Raw genomic sequence first — 19,440 nt, forward strand, 5'->3', positions numbered from 1 at the left:
ATAAAGGCACTGGCTTTTAGCACACTGTTGAGTTCTCAAGAAACGGACACACACCGTCAGGGACCCGACACTCGCCGGAACCCCTCTGGGGCAACCCTTCTATCCTAGCGCCCCCGCTCCGCTTGTCAATCCCGCTCCGAAGAAGATCTTCTTCGCGAGACGGACCGGCAGAACCGGCACGCTCCCCCCGGACGTCGAGCACCTCGACCGGCGAACCGGCCGCAGCAACTCCATCCAGGAGTTCCCCATCGGGCCGACCATCGCCATGAAGCGATGTCCTGCATCCCGTCTCGGGGCGACCACACCATGCTAGCCCGCTCCGGACACTGTCCGAACCAAGCCACTCGGTGTGGATTTCCCCCCGGGCCGGCCGCCTTCCGGCGTCCCGCTCCCTCGGGGGCGAAGAGAACACTACGTCGCCCCGGAAACCCCGTCAAATCGGCGCCAGTGCGGTGACCACATGCGTTCGCCTGATCCGGTGCCACCCCGGCCGGACCCATCAGGCCCGCCCGAGCACTCGGACGCTGTCACCCCAGCAGGAACGAGTCCCTGCTCAGGTAACAGGCGGCCTGGGGCCTTCGCGGAGAGCACCGCCGTCGCCTCGACCGGCCTCTGGCCCGCACCGTTCCGCCGCAGTCCATGCTCGCCGGGGGATCCGGGGCGGCCCGAGCATCGGCGGCGGCCGATACTGCTCAGGACCGGGCGGTGCCCCCGGGCGCCGGGGGCACCCCCCGACGACTCACGCGGAGGCGACCGTCACCCCGCCGACGTTCCGCTTGCCGCGCCGGAGCACGAGGTGGCGACCGTGCAGGAGGTCACCCCGATCCGGCACGGCCGACTCATCGGTGATCTTCACGTTGTTGACGTACGCACCGCCCTGCGCGATCGTGCGCCGCGCCTCGGACTTGCTCGCCACGAGGCCGGTCGCCGCCAGCAGCTCGACGACCGGAGGGATCGGCCCGGACACGGTCGCGGACGGCACCTCGGCGAGCGCGCTGGCCAGGGTGCGCTCGTCGAGCTCCACCAGGTCGCCCTGGCCGAACAGCGCACGGGACGCCGCGATGACGCGCTGCGTCTCGTCGGCGCCGTGGACGAGCGTGGTGAGCTCCTCGGCGAGGGCCCGCTGTGCGGCTCGGGCCGCCGGGCGTTCGCTGGTCGCCTTCTCCAGCTCCTCGATCTCCTCGCGGCTCCGGAAGCTGAAGTACTTCAGGTACGTCGGCACGTCCCGGTCGTCGGCGTTGAGCCAGAACTGGTAGAAGGCGTACGGCGAGGTCAGCTCGGGATCCAGCCAATAGGTCTCGCCGCCGGCCGTCTTGCCGAACTTGGTGCCGTCGGCGCGGGTGACGAGCGGGGTCGTCAGCGCGTGCGCGCTACCGCCCTCCACCCGCCGGATGAGGTCGACACCCGCCGTGAGGTTGCCCCACTGGTCGCTGCCGCCGGTCTGCAGCCGGCAGTCGTATCTGCGGTACAGCTCCAGGAAGTCCATGGACTGCAGCAGCACGTAGCTGAACTCGGTGTAGCTCATGCCCGTGGTGTCGAGCCGGGACTTGACCGTCTCCCGCGCGAGCATGCGGTTGACGGGGAAGTGCTTGCCGATGTCGCGCAGGAACTCGATGGCCGACATGGGGCCGGTCCAGTCGAGGTTGCTGACGATCAGACCGCGGTCACCGGTCAGGTCGAGGAACCGGGACACCTGCCCCCGGATGCGCTCGACCCAGCCGGCGACGACCTCTTCGGAGTTCAGCGTACGCTCGGCGCTCTTGCCACTGGGGTCTCCGATGAGCCCGGTGGCGCCGCCGACCAGGCCGATCGTCCGGTGGCCCGCCTGCTGGAACCGGCGCAGTGTCAGGAGCTGCATCAGGCTTCCGACGTGCAGCGAGGGCGCGGTCGGGTCGAAGCCGCAATAGAGCGTGACCGGCCCCGAGGCGAGCATCGCCCGCAGATCGTCCAGGTCGGTGGACTGTGTGATCAAGCCCCGCCAGGCGAGATCGTCCAGGATGTCGGTCACGGTCTTCCTCGTCTCGTGCGTACGTCCGGTCTCTTCCAAGGATGCCGGACGGGTCCGGCACCAAGGTAACGGGTCGGCGGAGGGGTTCCCCACCGTATTCGGCCCGTATGACGCCGGCCGGTCGGCCGGGGAGGCCCTCTGCCCGCGCGATCGCGGCGAGCAGGTCACGACCGCCGTCCGTCGGTTCGAGTCGCTGACGGCGTCGGCCGTCGGAGTCACGGGTGGGCCTAGCGGCGGGCCTCCGGATTCCGTCGGCGGGGCATGTGCAGGCGGTACGCGGAGACGTTCGGGTCCCCGTCGATCCAGAACCGCCAGGGCACGTCCTTGGCGCTGGTCACTCCCGTACGAGGGCCGGTGCGCACCTCGGCGGGCGGCGCTCCGGGCAGGACGCGCAGGGGGCTGTCCGGGTCGCACACGTCGGCGCCGTACATGGCGCGGTCGATGGCGAGGGCCTCGCAGAGCCGGGCCGGGCCCCGGGCCAGATCCCGGGCCGAGGAACGCGGCCGGCGCGCCATCGCCAGCTCGCGGCCCTCGATGACCTCGCCGGCCCGGATGAGCACGGCCGCGGCCGTGCCCTCCTCCAGGCACACGAGGTTCACGCAGTAGTGCATGCCGTACGTGAAGTAGACGTACGTGTGGCCCGGCGGGCCGAACATGACCGCGTTGCGGTCCGTCCGGCCCCGGTAGGCGTGCGAGGCCGGATCGAGGGGCCCGGCGTACGCCTCCACCTCCGTCAGGCGCACCGCGACCGTGCCCTCGGAAGAGGAACGCGCGAGCACGCACCCGAGCAGGTCGGGCGCGACCTCCTCGGGCAGCCGGTCGAAGAACGCGCGCGGAAGCGGAGCGGTCATCAGATCCCCGCGGCCGCCCAGGAGGCGTGGCCGTCGACGAGGGTGCGCAGCGTGGTGAGCTGCTCGGCGACGCGCTCCGGGGAGGTGCCGCCGTACGCCTTGCGCGCGGCCAGGGCGCCCTGGACGGAGAACACGTCCCGTACGTCCGGGGTCAGGTGCGGAGAGACCTTGGCGAGCTCGTCGTCGGTGAGGTCGCCGAAGTCCTTGTCGTTGACCTGGCACCACACGACGAGGTGACCGACGACCTCGTGGGCGTCCCGGAACGGCACGCCCCTGCGGACCAGCAGTTCGGCGACGTCGGTGGCCAGCGCGAAGCCCTCGGGCGCGAGGGCCTCCAGGCGGGCGGTGTTGACGCGCATGGTGGCGATCAGGCCGGACATGGCGGGCAGGACGAGCAGGAGGGTGTCGACGGCGTCGAACACGCCCTCCTTGTCCTCCTGCAGGTCACGGTTGTAGGTGAGCGGCAGGCCCTTGAGCGTGGTCAGCAGGGCGGTGAGGTGGCCGATGAGCCGGCCGGTCTTGCCGCGGGCCAGCTCCGCGACGTCCGGGTTCTTCTTCTGGGGCATGATCGACGACCCGGTCGCGTAGGTGTCGTCCATCTCGATCCAGCGGAACTCCTGGGACGCCCAGAGGACGACCTCCTCCCCCAGCCGCGACAGGTGCACGCCGATCAGGGCCGCCGCGGCGAGGAACTCCACGGCGTAGTCGCGGTCGCTGACGGCGTCCATCGAGTTGGGGGCGGCCGCGTCGAAGCCGAGCTCCTCCGCGACGGCCTCCGGGTCCAGCGGCAGGGAGGACCCGGCGAGCGCACCGGAGCCGAGCGGGCTGATCGCGGCCCGCTTGTCCCAGTCCCGCAGCCGGTCCACGTCTCGGGCGAACGCGTGCACGTGCGCCAGGAGCTGGTGCGAGAAGAGCACCGGCTGGGCGTGCTGCAGGTGCGTCATCCCGGGGGCGGCCACGCCGAGGTTGTGGTCGGCCTGCGCGATCAGCGCGGTCTCCAGCTCGACGAGGCGGGAGACGATCTGCCGGACGTGGTCCCGCAGGTACAGCCGCAGGTCGGTGGCGACCTGGTCGTTGCGGCTCCGCCCGGCGCGCAGCTTGCCGCCGAGGGCGCCGAGGCGTTCGAGCAGGCCGCGTTCGAGGGCGGTGTGGACGTCCTCGTCGGCGACGGCCGGCCGGAACTCGCCGGAGCGGCAGGCCTCGTCGAGATCGTCGAGCGCGTCGAGCATGCGGCGCAGCTCGTCCTCGGTGAGCAGGCCCGCACGGTGCAGGACCCGCGCGTGGGCGCGCGACCCCAGCAGGTCGTACGGGGCGAGCCGCCAGTCGAACTGCACACTGACCGACAGCCGGGCGAGGGCCTCGGACGGACCGCCCTCGAACCGGCCGCCCCACAGCCTGGTCGGCGTCTTGCGCTGCTGGTCGTCCGTCACGCTGTTCTTCTCCCCTGGAAAGCTGTTGGCAGGCGTCCGTGACCGGCCGCCGATGCGAAACTACTGCATGTCAGGCGGGCCGTGTCGGTGGCCGCCCGCAGGCGGCCGAAAAGCTCGATCATGAAGTGCTCGATCATGAAATGGTTCCCGGCGTGCGCCGGGGTTCGCTCCGGGCCGGAGCGTCGGTCGGGCACCGCTTCGGGCGGCGCCTGGGGCGTGCCCGTCGGACACGCCCTAAGATCGTCGCTCGGCGGGCTCCGGAATCGCCGGCACGCCGACGGTCTCCCATGCCGGGCCGGCGCCGAGGTCGCGCGGGACGCGCGATGCGCGTTCGTCCGGCCGGCGCTCGGTCAACGCCAGCAGGGCCGCCGCGAGGTCGTCACCGCCCAAGGGATCCCGTGCGATCACCAGGACGGTGTCGTCACCCGCGACGGTGCCGAGCACGGCGGGCCAGTCGGCGTGGTCGATCGCCGAGGCGAGGAACTGCGCGGCGCCGGCCGGGGTCCGTACGATCACGAGGTTCGCGGAGGCCTCGGCCGAGACCAGCAGCTCCTGGGCGAGCCGGGCCAGCCGGCCGCCGAACGTCTCGGCGGCGCCGGTCCGGGCCCTGCGGCTGCGCTCACCGCCCTCCCCCGGCACCGCGTAGATCAGCGAGCCGTCCTCGGCGCGCAGCTTGACCGCGCCGATGTCGACGAGGTCGCGCGACAGGGTGGCCTGGGTGACGTCGACGCCGGCGTCGGCGAGCAGCCGGGCGAGCTCGCTCTGGGAGTGGACGGCGTTGCGGCCGAGCAGCTCGATGATCCGGGACTGCCGGGCCGTCTTCGTCAGGGGCGTGGTCATGTCGCCCCCAGTATGCCCGGCAGGGCGGCGACGAAGGAGGCGATCTCGTCCGGTGTGATGATCAGCGGCGGGGCGAGCCGGACGGCCTGCGGCGCGACCGCGTTGACGAGGAAGCCGGCGTCGCGGGCGGCGGCCTCGACGGCCGCGGACCTCGGCTCGGTGAGCACGATCGCCCGCCACAGCCCCCGGCCGCGTACGCCCGCCAGAAGCGGGTGGTCGACGCCCCGGATGCCGGCGGCGAGCTGCTCGCCGGCCTTGGTGACGTGGTCGAGGAGCCCCTCGCGCTCGATGGTGTCCAGGACGGCCAGGGCCGCGGCGCAGGCCACCGGGTTGCCGCCGAACGTCGAGCCGTGGTCCCCCTTGGCGAAGGCCGTGGCGTACGGGCCGAAGCCGACGCAGGCACCGATGGGCAGCCCGCCGCCGAGCCCCTTCGCCAGGGTGATCACGTCGGGCCGGACGCCCTCGTGCTGGTGCTGGAACCAGGTGCCGGTACGGCCGATGCCGCTCTGGATCTCGTCGAGGACGAGTGCCGCGCCGGCCTCGTCGCAGATCGCCCGCGCGGCCGTGAGGTAACCCTCCGGCGGGGGGATCACTCCGGCCTCGCCCTGGGTCGGTTCGAGGAAGACGGCCGCGCAGTCGCCGGTGACGGCGGCGCGCAGCTCGTCGACCGAGCCGTACGTCACGAACCGCACGTCCGCGGCGAACGGCCCGAACGGCTCGCGGATCGACGTCTTGCCGGTCAGCGCGAGGGAGCCCATCGTCCGGCCATGGAAGCCGCTCTCGGCCGCGACCACGTAGCTCCGGCCGGGACCGGCGTGCCGCCGGACGAGCTTGTAGGCCGCCTCGTTGGCCTCGGTGCCGGAGTTGGTGAAGAAGACGCGGCCGTCGCCGCCGAGCAGGCCGAGGAGCCGCTCGGCCAGCAGCACCTCGGGCTCGTGGACGAAGAGGTTCGAGGTGTGCGCGAGGGTGCGGACCTGCGCGGACACCGCCTCCACGATCGCCGGGTGCGCGTGCCCGAGCGAGGAGACCGCGATGCCGCCGATCAGGTCGAGGTAGGCCTTGCCGTCGGCGTCCCAGACCCGGCAGCCCTCGCCGCGGGCCAGCGCGACCGGCGGGACGCCGTAGTTGGGCATGAACGCGGCCTCGAACCGGTCGCGCAGGTCGCTCATGACGGCACCACCATCGTTCCGATCCCCTCGTCGGTGAAGACCTCCAGCAGCAGGGCGTGCGGGACCCGGCCGTCGAGGACGTGCGCGCGCGGCACCCCGCCGCGCACCGCCCGCAGGCAGGCCTCCATCTTCGGCACCATGCCGGCCGACAGGTCGGGCAGCAGCTTCTCCAGGTCGTGGGCGGTGATCTGGTCGATCACCTCGGAGGCGTCCGCGGAGCCGCCGTCGGCGGGCCAGTCGGAGTACAGGCCCTCGACGTCCGTCAGCACGATCAGCTTGCCCGCCTGCAGGGCGACGGCCAGCGCGCCCGCCGCGGTGTCGGCGTTGACGTTGTAGACCTCGCCGTCCTCGCCGCGCGCGATGCTGGAGATGACCGGGATGCGGCCGTCGTCCAGGAGGCTGCGGACGGCGCCGGTGTCGACGTCGACAATCTCACCGACCATGCCGAGGTCGACCTCCCGGCCGTCCACGACCGCGGACTTGCGCTCGGCGGTGAAGAGCCGCGCGTCCTCTCCCGACATGCCGACGCCGAACGCGCCGTGCTGGTTGAGCAGGCCGACGACGTCGGGGCCGACCTGGCCGACCAGCACCATGCGGACGACGTCCATCGTCTCCGGCGTGGTGACCCGGAGCCCGGCCGTGAAGGTGCTCTCCAGGCCGAGCCGGTCGAGCTGGGCGTTGATCTGCGGGCCGCCGCCGTGCACGACGACCGGGCGAAGCCCGGCGTACCGGAGGAAGGCGACGTCGCGGGCGAAGGCCAGCCGCAGTTCGTCGTCGATCATCGCGTGGCCGCCGTACTTGATCACGACGGTCGTGCCGTGGAACTCCTCGAGCCAGGGCAGCGCCTCGATGAGCGTGGCCGCCTTCCGCAGGGCGGTGGCGCTCGCCCGCGTGCGGATGCGCGGTTTCGTCGTCATGAGGAGTACGCCGAGTTCTCGTGGACGTAGTCGGCCGTCAGATCCGTGGTGTGCACGGTCGCGGTGTGGGTGCCGGAGCCGAGGTCGACGGTGATGGTGACGTCTCGTGGCCGCATGTCGACCTTGGAGCGGTCGTCGCCGACGGAGCCGTTGCGGCACACCCAGACGCCGTTGATCGCGACGTTGAGCCGGTCCGGCTCGAAGACCGCGTCGGTCGTGCCGACGGCGGCCAGCACGCGCCCCCAGTTCGGGTCCTCGCCGTGGATCGCGCACTTGAGCAGGTTGCTGCGGGACACCGCGCGGCCGACGAGGACGGCGTCCTCGTCACTGGCCGCGCCGACGACCTCGATCGCGATCGCCTTGCTGGCGCCCTCGGCGTCCAGAAGCAGCTGCCGGGACAGGTCGGCGCAGATGTCGGTGACCGTCCGGGCGAGCTCGTCCTCGGACGGGGTCACGCCGCTCGCGCCGCTGGCGAGCAGCAGGACGGTGTCGTTGGTGGACATGCACCCGTCGGTGTCGAGCCGGTCGAAGGTGACCTCGCACGCCCGCCGCAGCACCCGGTCGAGAGTGGCCGCGTCGACGTCGGCGTCGGTCGTGATGACGCAGAGCATGGTCGCGAGGGCCGGCGCGAGCATGCCCGCGCCCTTGGCCATGCCGCCGACCGTGTACCCCTCGGTCGCCCGGCGGAAGGCGATCTTGGCGACCGTGTCCGTGGTGCGGATCGCGTCGGCCGCCGGCAGGCCGCCGTCGCGGGACAGCTCGCGCGCCGCCTCCTCGACACCGGCCAGCAGGGGGTCCATGGGCAGCCGCTCGCCGATCAGGCCGGTGGAGCAGACCGCGACCTCACCGGCCGAGTCGCCGAGGACTCCGGCGACCTTCTCCGCCGTCCGATGGGTGTCCTGGAAGCCCGCCGGGCCGGTGCAGGCGTTGGCCCCGCCGGAGTTCAGCACGACGGCGCGCACCCGGCCGCCGCGCAGCACCTGCTGCGACCACAGCACCGGCGCGGCCTTCACGCGGTTGCGGGTGAAGACGCCGGCCGCCGCGCGGGACGGGCCGTCGTTGACGACGAGGGCGAGGTCGCGTTCACCGCCCTTCTTGATTCCGGCGGCGAGTCCCGCCGCTCTGAAGCCGAGAGGTGCGGTGACGCTCACGGGGCGACTCCGATCGTGGTGAGACCCATTTCTTCGGGCAGGCCGAGGGCGAGGTTCGCGCTCTGCACGGCCCCGCCGGCGGTGCCCTTGGTCAGGTTGTCGATGGCGGCGACCGCGATGACGCGCCCGGCCCGCTCGTCGAGCGCGACCTGGACGACGGCGGTGTTCGCGCCGAGCGTCATGGCGGTCGCCGGCCACTGCCCTTCGGGCAGCAGGCGCACGAACGGCTCACCGGCGTACGCCTGGGCGTACGCCTCGCGCAGGCTCCGCGCGGTGACGCCGGGCGCGGCCTTGGCCGAGCAGGTGGCGAGGATCCCCCGGCTCATCGGCGCGAGGGTCGGGGTGAACGACACGGTGACCGGGTGCCTGGCCACCGCGGACAGCTGCTGGGTGATCTCCGGGGTGTGGCGGTGGACGCCGCCCACGCCGTACGCGCTCATGGAGCCCATGACCTCGCTGCCGAGCAGGTTGGGCTTTGGCGCCCGGCCCGCTCCGGAGGTGCCGGAGGCGGCCACGATCACGGCGTCGGGCTCGGCGAGCCCGGCGGCGTACGCGGGGAACAGCGCCAGCAGCGACACGGTCGGGTAGCAGCCCGGCACCGCGATGCGCCGGGTGTCGCGGAGCCGCTCGCGGTTGCCCGGCAGCTCGGGCAGGCCGTACGGCCACGTGCCGGCGTGCGCGCCACCGTAGTAGTGCTCCCACTCGGCCGCGTCGGAGAGCCGGAAGTCGGCGCCGCAGTCGACGACGAGCACGTCGTCGCCGAGGCCCTCCGCGATCGGCCCGGACTGCCCGTGCGGCAGTGCCAGGAAGACCACGTCGTGGCCGGCCAGGGCCTCGGGGGTCGTCTCGGTGAGGATCCGGTCCGCCAGGGGGTGCAGGTGCGGCTGGTGGGCGCCGAGGGGGGTGCCCGCGTTCGACGCGGCGGTCAGCGCGCCGATCTCGAATTCGGGATGGCCGGACAGAACGCGCAGGAGCTCACCGCCCGCATAGCCGCTCGCTCCGGCGACCGCAGCACGCGTGCCCATCGTCTCCTCCTCCGTCGATGCGTTAAGTATGCATTTCCCTGCATCATCATGCAACCGCCGATCCGGCATCCGGGAAGACGTTAGGGTCCTTCGCATGCGCCGCATCGCCCTGCTGTCCCTCCCCCTGGCCGCCCTGCTCACCGCCGCCGGCTGCGGTTCGGACGGCCGGCCGAAGGTCGCGACGACGCCTCCCGCCCGCGCGGTGGACTGCGGGCAGATCGACACCGCGGGCGGCGCCCCCGCGTACCTCAAGGTCACCAAGGGCTCGGCCCCGTGCGGGGACGCGGTGTCCGTCTACAAGGCGTTCTTCGCCGCGATCGCCGAGGGCAAGGCGCCCGGGCAGGGCAGCGGAGGCGCGCTGGCCGTCCAGGGCTGGTCGTGCGTCATCTACCCGTCCGACCGGATCCAGCAGGACGGCCGCGGCGCCGACTGCACCAAGGGCGGCACCACGGTCACGGCGTTCCAGAAGGCGGGCTGACCACCTCGGCGCACCGAGAAGCCACTCCTCTTTCCCTGACGATTCTTCGACGGCCGCGATTCGGGTATGTCGTTCTGCCCGATATGTCGCTGTTGCAAGGAGAGAAAAGTGGCTCGCCATACGGAGCTCGAGCGAAAGTACGACGCCGACGCCGACTTCGTGCTCCCCGACCTGGAGGTGCGGGTCGGCGCCCCCGCCACGCACACCCTGCAGGCCCGTTACTTCGACACCGAGGACCTGCGCCTCGCCGCCCGCGGGATCACCCTGCGCCGGCGCCAGGGCGGTGACGACGCCGGATGGCATCTCAAGCTGCCGGCCGGGCAGAACACCCGGAGCGAGATCCACCTGCCGATCGGCGAGAGCGAGCGGACCGTGCCGGCGCAACTCGCCACGCTCGTCACCGCCCACACCCGCGGCCGGCCGCTGCTCCCGGTCGCCGAGGTGGAGACCCGCCGGATCGAACGCCCGCTGCTCGACGAGGACGGCCGGGTGCTGGCGAAGCTCGCCGACGACACGGTGCACGCGCACCCGTTCGGGCCGGGCGGCGGCGAGGTCCGCCTGATGACGTGGCGGGAGATCGAGGTCGAGGCCGTCACCGCCTCCGACGACTTCCTGGCGGCCGTCGGCGACCACCTGCTCGCCGCCGGCGCCCGGCAGGCGGCCGCCCGTTCCAAACTCGCGCGGACACTGGAGACGGTGCCCTCCGCCGCGCCCCCGCCGGAGACCGGCACCGCCGGCGACGTGCTCGTGACCTCTCTGCGGGAGCACTTCGCCGCGATGCTGGCGTACGACCCGCCGGTCCGCCTGGCCGACCACGACGACGACTCGGTGCACAAGATGCGGGTGGCGGTCCGGCGGATGCGCAGTCTCCTGCGCACTCACCGGAACATGATCGACGCTGCGCGCGCCGCCGGGCTGGACACCGAGCTGAAGTGGCTGGCCGACGCCCTGGGAGAGGTCCGTGACCTGGAGGTCCTCCGGGCGCGGTTCGAGCGGCGCCTCGCGCAGGCGCCGGACGCCGACCCTGGGCCGTCCTGGCTCGCCGGGATGGCGGCGGAGGAGCTACGCGCCCGCGACCGGCTCCGCGAGGCGCTGTCCACGCCCCGCTACCTCGCCCTCCTCGACAGCGTGGACGCCTTCCTCGCCGCCCCTCCGCTCCTCCCCCGGCGCGCCGGCCGCCCGGCCCGTACCGAGACGGCCAACGCCGTCACGAAGGCCTGGCGGACGATGCTGCGCCGCCACGCCCGGGCCGCCGGGCTGCCCGCCGGTCCCGCGCGTGACGCCGCACTGCACCGGACCCGCAAGGCCGCCAAGCGTGCCCGCTACACCGCCGAGGCCGCCGCGCCGACCCTCGGCTCACCCGCCGGGAAGCTGGCCCGGCGGGCGGAGCGGCTGCAGGACCTGCTCGGCGCCCACCAGGACGGCGTCGTCGCCGCCGAACGGCTCGCCGAGCTCGCCCGGCGGCCCGGGACACCCGCCGCGGAGGCGTTCGTCCTGGGCCGGATGACCGAGTGGGAGGAACGCGACCGGGAACGCACGCTGCGGGACCTGCCGGGCGCGGTGAAGAAGGCCGCCAAGCGCAAGCCCCTCCGGAGACTCGGCAAGAACTGACCCCTGCGGCCCTGCGGGAACCCGGCGGAGCTCGAGAGGCCTGCGGCCCTCCGGAGGGCCGCAGGCGCGCGCCGCGCGGCGGCGCGGGTTGGCCGAGTCTTCTTCCGGGCTTCCCCCGCCGGTCTTGATCAGTTGCGGATCGCTTGAGATCACTGTCCTGCCCCGACGACCCCGATCCCGAGGCAGGACCCATGAGCATCGACCGTCGACGATTCCTGCAACTGGCCGGCGGGACCGCCGCGATGACCGCGCTGTCCACCAGCATCGCCCGCGCGGCGGAGATCCCCGCCGCCCGCCGCAGCGGCACCCTGCGCGACATCGAGCACATCGTCGTGCTCATGCAGGAGAACCGGTCCTTCGACCACTACTTCGGCACGTTGCGCGGCGTGCGCGGCTTCGGCGACCCGACCCCCGTGCGGCTGCCCGGCGGCAGGCCGGTCTGGTACCAGTCCGACGGGACCAAGGATGTCCTTCCGTTCCGGCCGGACGCCACCGACCTCGGAATGCGGTTCCTCCAGGACCTCGACCACAGCTGGAACGGCGGCCACGCGGCCTGGAACAACGGCGCGTACGACCGGTGGGTTCCGGCCAAGACGGCCACCACGATGGCCTATCTCACCCGCGAGGACATCCCGTTCCACTACGCGCTGGCGGACGCCTTCACGATCTGCGACGCGTACCACTGCTCGATGATGGGGCCGACCGACCCGAACCGGTACTACATGTGGACCGGCTACACCGGCAACGACGGCAAGGGCGGCGGCCCCGTCCTCGGCAACGATGAGGCCGGATACTCCTGGACGACCTATCCCGAACGCCTGGAGAAGGCCGGGATCTCCTGGAAGATCTACCAGGACGTGGGCGACGGCCTCGACGCGAAGGGCTTCTGGGGCTGGACCGGCGACGCCTACATCGGCAACTACGGCGACAACTCACTGCTGTACTTCACGCAGTACCAGAACGCCGTGCCCGGCGACCCGCTGTACGAGCGGGCGCGTACGGGCACCGACGCCAAGCACGGGCAGGGGCTCTTTGACCTCCTCCGGGCCGACGTCACGGCGGGACGGCTGCCGCAGATCTCCTGGATCGCGGCTCCCGAGGCGTTCACCGAGCACCCGAACTGGCCGGCCAACTACGGCGCCTGGTACATCGCGCAGGTCCTGGACGCGCTGACCGCCGACCCTGAGGTGTGGAGCAGGACCGCGCTGTTCATCACCTACGACGAGAACGACGGCTTCTTCGACCACGCCGTGCCGCCGTACCCTCCTTCGTCTCCCGCGCGGGGGCGCTCGACCGTCGACGTCACGGGTGAGATCCATCCAGGCGCGGGCGGGGAGGCCGCGGGCCCGTACGGACTCGGTCAGCGCGTCCCGATGTTCGTCGTCTCGCCGTGGAGCAAGGGCGGCTGGGTGTGCTCGGAGGTCTTCGACCACACCTCGATCATCCGCTTCATGGAGCAGCGCTTCGGAGTCCGCGAGCCGAACATCTCGGCCTGGCGCAGGGCGGTCTGCGGCGACCTGACGTCGGCGTTCGACTTCGGCCGTACGGCCGCGGCGATGCCCGCGCTGCCCGACACCAGCGGCTACCTCCCGCCGGACCGCGACCGGCACCCCGACTACGTGCCGAAGCCGCCGGCGCACCCGGCGCTGCCCCGGCAGGAGCGTGGCCTGCGTCCCGCCCGTCCGCTGCCGTACGACCCGGCCGTTGACGGCCGGGCCGCGTCCACCGGCCTGATGATCGACTTCGCCGAGCACGGTACGGCGGCCGCCGTCTTCCAGGTGACCTCCGCGACCCACGCGGGCGGGCCCTGGACCTACACCGTCGGCGGCGGCCGGCGGCTGTCCGCGACCTGGGGTCCGGGCGCGTACGACGTCGAGGTGCACGGCCCGAACGGGTTCTTCCGGCGGCTCGCGGGCGCCGGCGGAGCCGGCCCGGAGGTCACCGCGCGCCACGACGGACGCGGCGAGCGGGTCCGGCTGGTCCTGACCAACCACGGCGAGCAGCCCGTGCGGCTGACGGTCGAGGACGCCCACGGAGACGAGCACCCGGCGGCGTACCGGCTCCGGCCCGGCGGGCACGCCGTGCACGTGGCGCCGGTCCGCCGCCGCCACGGCTGGTACGACCTGTCGATCCGGTCGGACCACGACGAGGACTTCGTCCGGCGGCTGGCCGGTCACGTCGAGACCGGGCGCCCGAGCACCAGCGACCCGGCGATCACCACGGTCTGAGCCATCGCGATCCGAGCCGCGGCGGCCGGAGCGCCGTGGGCACGCGTGACCACGGCGCGGACCCTCGTCAGGCGCCCCGCAGGACGGCGCCGACCCGCTCGGCCGCCGCGGCCACGGCGGCGTCCCGGACGGCGGTCGTCTCCTCGGCGGTGAGCGTACGGTCGGGCGCGCGGAAGCGCAGCGTGTAGGCGAGCGACTTGTTGCCCTCGCCGACCTGATCCCCCGTGTAGACGTCGAACAGCCGGATCGACTCCAGCAGCCCGGTCGCCCCGTGCGCCTCGACGCCCGCCCGCAGGGCGGCCTCCACCTCGGCGGCGGGCACGCCGCCGGCCACGGTGAGCGCGATGTCCTGGGTGGCCACCGGGTACGTCGCGATGTGCGGCGCGAGCACCGTGCCGGCCGCCTTCGACTCCAGCCGGCTCAGCTCGAGCTCCATCGCACAGGCGCGGGCCGGCAGGTCGAAGGCCTTGGTCACCCGGGGGTGCAGCTCTCCCGCGTGGCCGATGAGCGTCCCGTCGGCGAACAGGGCGGCGCAGCGGCCAGGATGCCAGGGCGCGTGCCGGTCCGCCTTGACCTCCAGCTCGACGCCGGCCTCGGCCGCGACGATCCGGGCCGCCTCGATGGCGTCGGCCCAGGTCGCCGGGCGGCCCTCACCCCACCAGCCGGCCGGCTCACGGCTTCCGCCCAGGACGACGGCGACCCGCAGCGGCTGGTCGGGCAGTGCCGCCTCGATCGCGGCGAGCTCCTCGGCGGTGGGCGCCCGGTCGACCGGCGGCCGGGGCGGCGTCGGGGCGTCCGGCCGGGGCCGGTAGACCAGGCCCGTCTCGAACAGCGCGACGTCGGGGAAGCCCCGCCCGAGGTTGCGGTGCAGCGTGCGCAGCATCGCCGGCAGCAGGGTCGTCCGCAGCAGCGGCTCTTCCTCGGTGAGCGGGTTGGCCAGCCGCAGCGCGCGCCGGCGGGCGTCGTCGGCGGGCAGCTGCAGCGCGTCCCAGTCGGCCGCGGACACGAACGGGTAGTTGATCACCTCGTTGTAGCCCGCGGCGGCCAGGGCGCGGCCGACGCGGCGGCGCAGCCGCTGCGCCGGGGTGAGGCCCCGGCCGGCCACCGAGCGCGGCGCGCGGGCCGGGATGTTCTCGTAGCCCTCGAGCCGGATGACCTCCTCGGCGAGGTCGTTCGGGTCGCGCAGGTCCGGGCGCCAGGACGGCGGCTTCACCGTCAGGACGTCCTCGCCGGTGACCTCGCAGCCCACGTCGCGGAGCCGCTCGACGACCGTGTCGCGGCCGTACGTCACGCCGGCGACGCGGTCCGGATGGTCCGCGGGGATGGTGATCGTGACGTTCTCCGCCGGGGCCTCGGCGTGCGTGACCCCTGGGAGGATCTCTGCGCCGCCGAGCTCGGCGAGCATCCGCACGGCCCGGTGGGTCGCCACGAGCGGCAGGTCGCGGTCGACGCCGCGCTCGAAGCGGTACAGCGCCTCGCTCTTGAGCTTGTGGCGGCGCCCCTGGCGCGCCAGGTCGCTCGCCGAGAAGTGCGCGCCCTCGATCACCATGTCGGTCGACTTCTCGTCGATCTCGGTGTTCAGGCCGCCCATCGTGCCCGCCAGTGAGAGCGGCCCCGACCCGTCGGTGATCAGGACGTCGTCCGGGTGCAGATCCCGTACGACGTGGTCGAGGGTCTCCAGCCGCTCGCCGGGCTCCGAGCGGCGTACGACGATCGGGCCGGTGAGCTTGGCGCGGTCGAACGCGTGCAGCGGCTGGCCGAGCTCCAGCATGAGGTAGTTGGTGACGTCGACGGCCAGGGACACCGAACGCATCCCGGCGCGGGCCAGCCGGACCCGCATCCACAGCGGGGACGGCGTGTCCGGCGCGAAGCCGCGCACCTCCCGCAGCACGAAGCGGTCGCAGGCGGTCGGGTCGGCGATGCTCGCCGGGTACGACTCGCCGGTCTCGGCCGGGACCTCGGCGTCGGCCGGATCCCGGAACGGCACGCCGAACGCGGTCGCCGCCTCCCGGGCCACGCCGCGGATCGACGCGGTGTAGCCGCGGTCGGGCGTGATGGCGATGTCGAGCACCTCGTCGCGCAACCCGGCCAGCTCGACGAAGTCGGCGCCGAGGGGCGTGTCCGCGGCCAGGACGAGGATGCCGGGGCTGCTCTCGGCCAGGCCGAGCTCGGCCTCGGAGCAGATCATGCCGTCGGAGACCCGGCCGTACGTCTTACGCGCGGCGATCTTGAAGCCGCCGGGCAGGACGGCCCCCGGCAGCGAGACCGGGACCCGGTCGCCGACGGTGAAGTTGGTCGCACCGCAGACGATGCCGCGCGGCTCCGCCTCGCCCACGTCGACCTGGCAGAACCGGATCGGCTTCTTGAAGCCGGTCAGCTCCTCGATCTCCAGGACCTGGCCGGTGATCACGCCGGACACGTCGTGCCCGACGGTCTCCACGGACTCGACCTCCAGGCCGGCCGCGATCAGCTTCTGGGCGATGTCGCGAGCGGTGACCTCGGCGGGCAGCTCGGCGTACTCCCGCAGCCACGAAACAGGGACGCGCATCAGATCTCCATCCCGAACGCCTGGGTGAAGCGCACGTCACCCTCGAACATGTCGTGCATGTCCTCGACACCGTGCCGGAACATCAGCGTCCGCTCGACGCCGAGGCCGAACGCCCAGCCGCTGTACCGCTCCGGGTCTACCCCGGCGGCGACCAGTACCCGCGGGTTGACCATGCCGCAGCCGCCCAGCTCGATCCAGCCCTCGGACCGGCAGGTGCGGCACGGCTCGCCGCCCGGCTCGGCCGAGGCGCCGCGGCAGACGAAGCACTGCATGTCCACCTCGGCGGACGGCTCGGTGAACGGGAAGTAGTACGGCCGGAACCGGGTCTTCAGGCCCGCGCCGAACATGCCGGTGACGAACGCGCCGATGGCGCCGCGCAGGTCGGCCATCGTGATGCCCTCGTCGACGACGAGGCCCTCCATCTGGTGGAAGACGGGGCTGTGCGTCGCGTCGAGCTCGTCGGTGCGGAACGTGCGGCCGGTGCACACGACGTAGACGGGCAGCTCACGAGTGAGCAGGGCGCGGATCTGCACCGGCGAGGTGTGGGTCCGCAGCACCAGCCCGGAGTCCTCGGACTCGACGAAGAAGGTGTCCTGCATCTCGCGCGCCGGGTGGGCCGGCGGGAAGTTCAGGGCGTCGAAGTTGAACCACTCGGCCTCGACCTCGGGACCCTCGGCCAGCTCGAAGCCCATGGAGACGAAGACGTCCGCCATGCGCTCGGCGATGGTGGTCACCGGGTGGCGGGCGCCGCGCGGGCGGCGGTCGAGCCGCAGGGTGACGTCGACGGCCTCCTCGACGAGGACGCGCTGGTCGCGCTCCTCCTCCAGCTCGGCCTGACGGGTCTTGAGCGCCTCGGAGACCTCACGGCGCGCCGTGCCGACACGCTTGCCCGCCTCGGCCTTGGCGTGCGGCGGCAGGGCGCCGATCTCCCGATTGGCGAGCGCGAGCGGCGAGCGGTCCCCCGCGTGGGCGAGACGGACCTGCTTCAGCTCGTCGAGGCTCGCGGCGGCACTGATCGCGGCGAGGGCCTCGTCGCGCGCGCGGGCCACCTCGTCCGGATGGAGCGCGGTGACCTCGACGGGGTCATATGACTTATTGGGTGCGGACATGAGTGTCAGTTACTCCAGCAATGGCGGAACGGCGATCGAGTCTAGTCGGCCCATGGCCTGCGGCCCGTGAGACGGCCATCAGACGATCATGGCGGTACGGGCCGCTCGGGAAGCCCGCGGCGCTCTCAGGCGAAGTCTGGAGCCCCGGCGGGCAGGCTAAATCGGAACTCGGCGCCGCCGCCCGGGGCGCGCCCCACGGCGATGGTGCCGCCATGGGCCTCGACGAGGCCCTTCACGATGTAGAGGCCGAGGCCGGTGCCGCCGCGGGGCTGGCCGTGGCCGCGCCAGAACTGGCGGAAGACGCGGTGGACCGCCTCGGGCGGGATGCCCTCACCCTCGTCGCGCACGGCGACGACGGCTCCCGGGGTGCTCGCGTCCGGCTCCACCACGATGGTTACGGTACCAGCCCCGTGTCGCAGGGCGTTCTCGACGAGATTGCCGATGATCTGGTCGATCTTGTCCGGGTCGAGCCACATCTCCGGCAGCTCCCCGGTGACCTTCAGCTCGAACCGGCCCGCCGGGTCACCCGCCGCGATCCGGCCCGCGATGATCTTCCGGGCCTCCTCGGCGACGTCGACGACCTGGCGGCGCATCTCCAGCCGGCCCGCCTCGATGCGCGAGACGTCCAGCAGCTCGGTGATCAGGCGGGTCACGCGGTCGGCGTCGGAGTTGACCGTCTCGAGCATGACCCGCTTCTGATCGTCGTTGAACCGGTGCCACTTGGCCAGCAGCGTGGCGGTGAAGCCCTTGACGCTGGTCAGCGGGGACCGCAGCTCGTGCGCGACGGTGGAGACGAGGTCGGCCCGGCCGCGCTCGTGGCGGGCGCGCTCGGCCGCGTCGCGCAGCGCGATCGTGAACCGGCGGACGGTGCCGTCCCGCTCACGGTCGTACGAGGCCGTGACGAGCAGTTCGGGCCCGTCGCCGAGGTAGAGCGGCCGCTCCGGGTGGCGGGTGCGGGTGGCCAGCCCGCCGTACGGGTCGAGGCACTTCCACCAGTCGCGGCCGTCGGCGTCGCGCAGCGGCAGGACGTCGGCGAAGTCACGGCCGAGGGCCTCGGCCCGCCGGATGCCGGTCATCCGGACCGCGGCCCGGTTGAACACCACGACCCGCCGATCGGCGTCGGCCACGATGAGCCCGTCGGGCAGCGCGTCGGGAGACAGGTCCCATGGCGCCGCCTGGCCGGCGAGGTCCTCAACGCCGTGCGGGACCGATCCGCCCACGACCGCGGCCACCTCCCCGGCTCCCTATTGACAGTGCTGGCCTGACTCTAGTGCGGACGACGTAAATATCGCCACGCCAGAGTCGTTAATTACGGATGTTCCCGGTATGGCGGCCGGTCCTCAGTTGCCGAACGCCTCGTCGACCGTGTCATACGTCGGAAACAGCTCGTCGAGCCGAGTGATTCGCAGAATCCGCCGCTGCGCGGGCCGCACCCGCGCCAGGCGGAGCGTCCCGCCCTTGTCCCGGAGCCGGTTGCCGACCGCGACCAGCGCGCCGAGCCCGGCGGCGTCGCAGAAGCGGACGGCGTCGAAGTCGGCGACGAGGTTGATGTGCCCGGCCTCGATGAGGCCGAGAAGGTCCGCGCGCAGCCGCCCCGCCGTCTGCACGTCGATCTCGCCACCGATCGCGACGACCGCCGCGTCACCGTCCCGCCGGACGACCCGGGCCGCCATCGCGCGCCCGGCCTGGCAGCGGTGGACGCCCCCGCGCACCGTCGCGGACCGGCCCGGTCCCCTCTCGCAACCCGCCGCCGCACGGCGGCGAGGCAGCGGAATGCCTCTTATGTTCGTTTCCAACCTATTTGCCCCGTTCATCGGAATCGACATCGACTCCGTGACGGGCGCCGGGGAGCGGGGCCGGGCCTCAGCCGGTCCACCGAGCCGGCGCGACGGAATCGACAGCACCGATCATGTCGCCTTTTCGTCCATTGAACGAATCGGGACGCTGTTTTGTTACAGCGAGAAGACATCACTGTTGCGTTCGGTATCGAACATCACCCCCTGCCCGCCCCGGCTACAGTCTTCGACTACCCCACCACTCTCCGCGACCGCGGCGGGCTCCGACCCGGCTCGTCG

15 protein-coding genes are annotated in these 19,440 nt (G+C 72.9%); 3 read left to right on the plus strand and 12 right to left on the minus strand.

The window, feature by feature from the left end:
* Window positions 1–739: 739 nt before the first annotated feature.
* The 8 genes from tyrS to argC all read right to left on the minus strand — a co-directional run bounded on the left by tyrS (window position 740) and on the right by argC (window position 9,391).
* Window positions 740–2,008: a tyrosine--tRNA ligase gene (gene tyrS / locus NE235_RS06090; RefSeq protein WP_252799960.1), complete on the minus strand. Its 1,269-nt coding sequence runs from the start codon at window positions 2,006–2,008 to the stop codon at window positions 740–742.
* A 227-nt stretch (window positions 2,009–2,235) separates the two neighbouring features.
* A complete protein-coding gene (locus tag NE235_RS06095) occupies window positions 2,236–2,859 on the minus strand; it encodes a DNA-3-methyladenine glycosylase (protein ID WP_252799961.1) in 624 nt (207 codons plus the stop codon).
* Complete coding sequence (argH, locus tag NE235_RS06100; RefSeq protein WP_252799962.1) at window positions 2,859–4,289, minus strand: argininosuccinate lyase; 1,431 nt, start codon at window positions 4,287–4,289, stop codon at window positions 2,859–2,861. The genes NE235_RS06095 and argH overlap by 1 nt, the downstream gene beginning before the upstream one ends.
* A gap of 234 nt (window positions 4,290–4,523) precedes the next feature.
* On the minus strand, window positions 4,524–5,129 hold the full coding sequence (locus NE235_RS06105; protein ID WP_252799963.1) for an arginine repressor: 606 nt from the start codon (window positions 5,127–5,129) through the stop codon (window positions 4,524–4,526).
* On the minus strand, window positions 5,126–6,298 hold the full coding sequence (locus NE235_RS06110; protein ID WP_252799964.1) for an acetylornithine transaminase: 1,173 nt from the start codon (window positions 6,296–6,298) through the stop codon (window positions 5,126–5,128). Before NE235_RS06110 ends, NE235_RS06105 begins: the two co-directional genes overlap by 4 nt.
* Entirely contained in the window at window positions 6,295–7,215 is a 921-nt protein-coding gene (argB, locus tag NE235_RS06115) for an acetylglutamate kinase (protein WP_252799965.1), read from the minus strand. The genes NE235_RS06110 and argB overlap by 4 nt, the downstream gene beginning before the upstream one ends.
* Window positions 7,212–8,366, minus strand: a complete 1,155-nt coding sequence (gene argJ / locus NE235_RS06120) for a bifunctional glutamate N-acetyltransferase/amino-acid acetyltransferase ArgJ (protein WP_252799966.1) — start codon at window positions 8,364–8,366, stop codon at window positions 7,212–7,214. The genes argB and argJ overlap by 4 nt, the downstream gene beginning before the upstream one ends.
* Entirely contained in the window at window positions 8,363–9,391 is a 1,029-nt protein-coding gene (argC, locus tag NE235_RS06125; protein ID WP_252799967.1) for an N-acetyl-gamma-glutamyl-phosphate reductase, read from the minus strand. Before argC ends, argJ begins: the two co-directional genes overlap by 4 nt.
* A gap of 94 nt (window positions 9,392–9,485) precedes the next feature.
* Here argC and NE235_RS06130 point away from each other — a divergent pair, with 94 nt between their 5' ends.
* From NE235_RS06130 to NE235_RS06140, 3 genes are all read left to right on the plus strand, one after another.
* Window positions 9,486–9,869 carry a hypothetical protein gene (locus NE235_RS06130; RefSeq protein ID WP_252799968.1) on the plus strand — a complete coding sequence of 128 codons (384 nt, stop codon included), beginning with the start codon at window positions 9,486–9,488 and terminating at the stop codon, window positions 9,867–9,869.
* Window positions 9,870–9,977: 108 nt separating this feature from the next.
* Window positions 9,978–11,480: a CYTH and CHAD domain-containing protein gene (locus NE235_RS06135; protein WP_252799969.1), complete on the plus strand. Its 1,503-nt coding sequence runs from the start codon at window positions 9,978–9,980 to the stop codon at window positions 11,478–11,480.
* Between the two features lie 191 nt (window positions 11,481–11,671).
* Complete coding sequence (locus NE235_RS06140) at window positions 11,672–13,708, plus strand: phosphocholine-specific phospholipase C (protein WP_252799970.1); 2,037 nt, start codon at window positions 11,672–11,674, stop codon at window positions 13,706–13,708.
* A gap of 67 nt (window positions 13,709–13,775) precedes the next feature.
* On the opposite strand, the gene pheT is transcribed toward NE235_RS06140, so the two are convergent.
* From pheT to NE235_RS06160, 4 genes are all read right to left on the minus strand, one after another.
* Window positions 13,776–16,256 (minus strand): phenylalanine--tRNA ligase subunit beta, encoded by a 2,481-nt coding sequence (pheT, locus tag NE235_RS06145; protein ID WP_252799971.1) that lies wholly within the window; start codon window positions 16,254–16,256, stop codon window positions 13,776–13,778.
* Window positions 16,256–17,365, minus strand: a complete 1,110-nt coding sequence (gene pheS / locus NE235_RS06150) for a phenylalanine--tRNA ligase subunit alpha (RefSeq protein ID WP_252799972.1) — start codon at window positions 17,363–17,365, stop codon at window positions 16,256–16,258. The genes pheT and pheS overlap by 1 nt, the downstream gene beginning before the upstream one ends.
* A 125-nt stretch (window positions 17,366–17,490) precedes the next feature.
* Window positions 17,491–18,597 carry a sensor histidine kinase gene (locus NE235_RS06155; RefSeq protein ID WP_406567544.1) on the minus strand — a complete coding sequence of 369 codons (1,107 nt, stop codon included), beginning with the start codon at window positions 18,595–18,597 and terminating at the stop codon, window positions 17,491–17,493.
* Between the two features lie 108 nt (window positions 18,598–18,705).
* Window positions 18,706–19,077, minus strand: a complete 372-nt coding sequence (locus NE235_RS06160) for an STAS domain-containing protein (RefSeq protein ID WP_252799973.1) — start codon at window positions 19,075–19,077, stop codon at window positions 18,706–18,708.
* Window positions 19,078–19,440: the final 363 nt, after the last annotated feature.

The organism is Actinoallomurus spadix (genome assembly GCF_024055725.1).
Taxonomy (GTDB): Bacteria; Actinomycetota; Actinomycetes; order Streptosporangiales; family Streptosporangiaceae; genus Actinoallomurus; species Actinoallomurus spadix.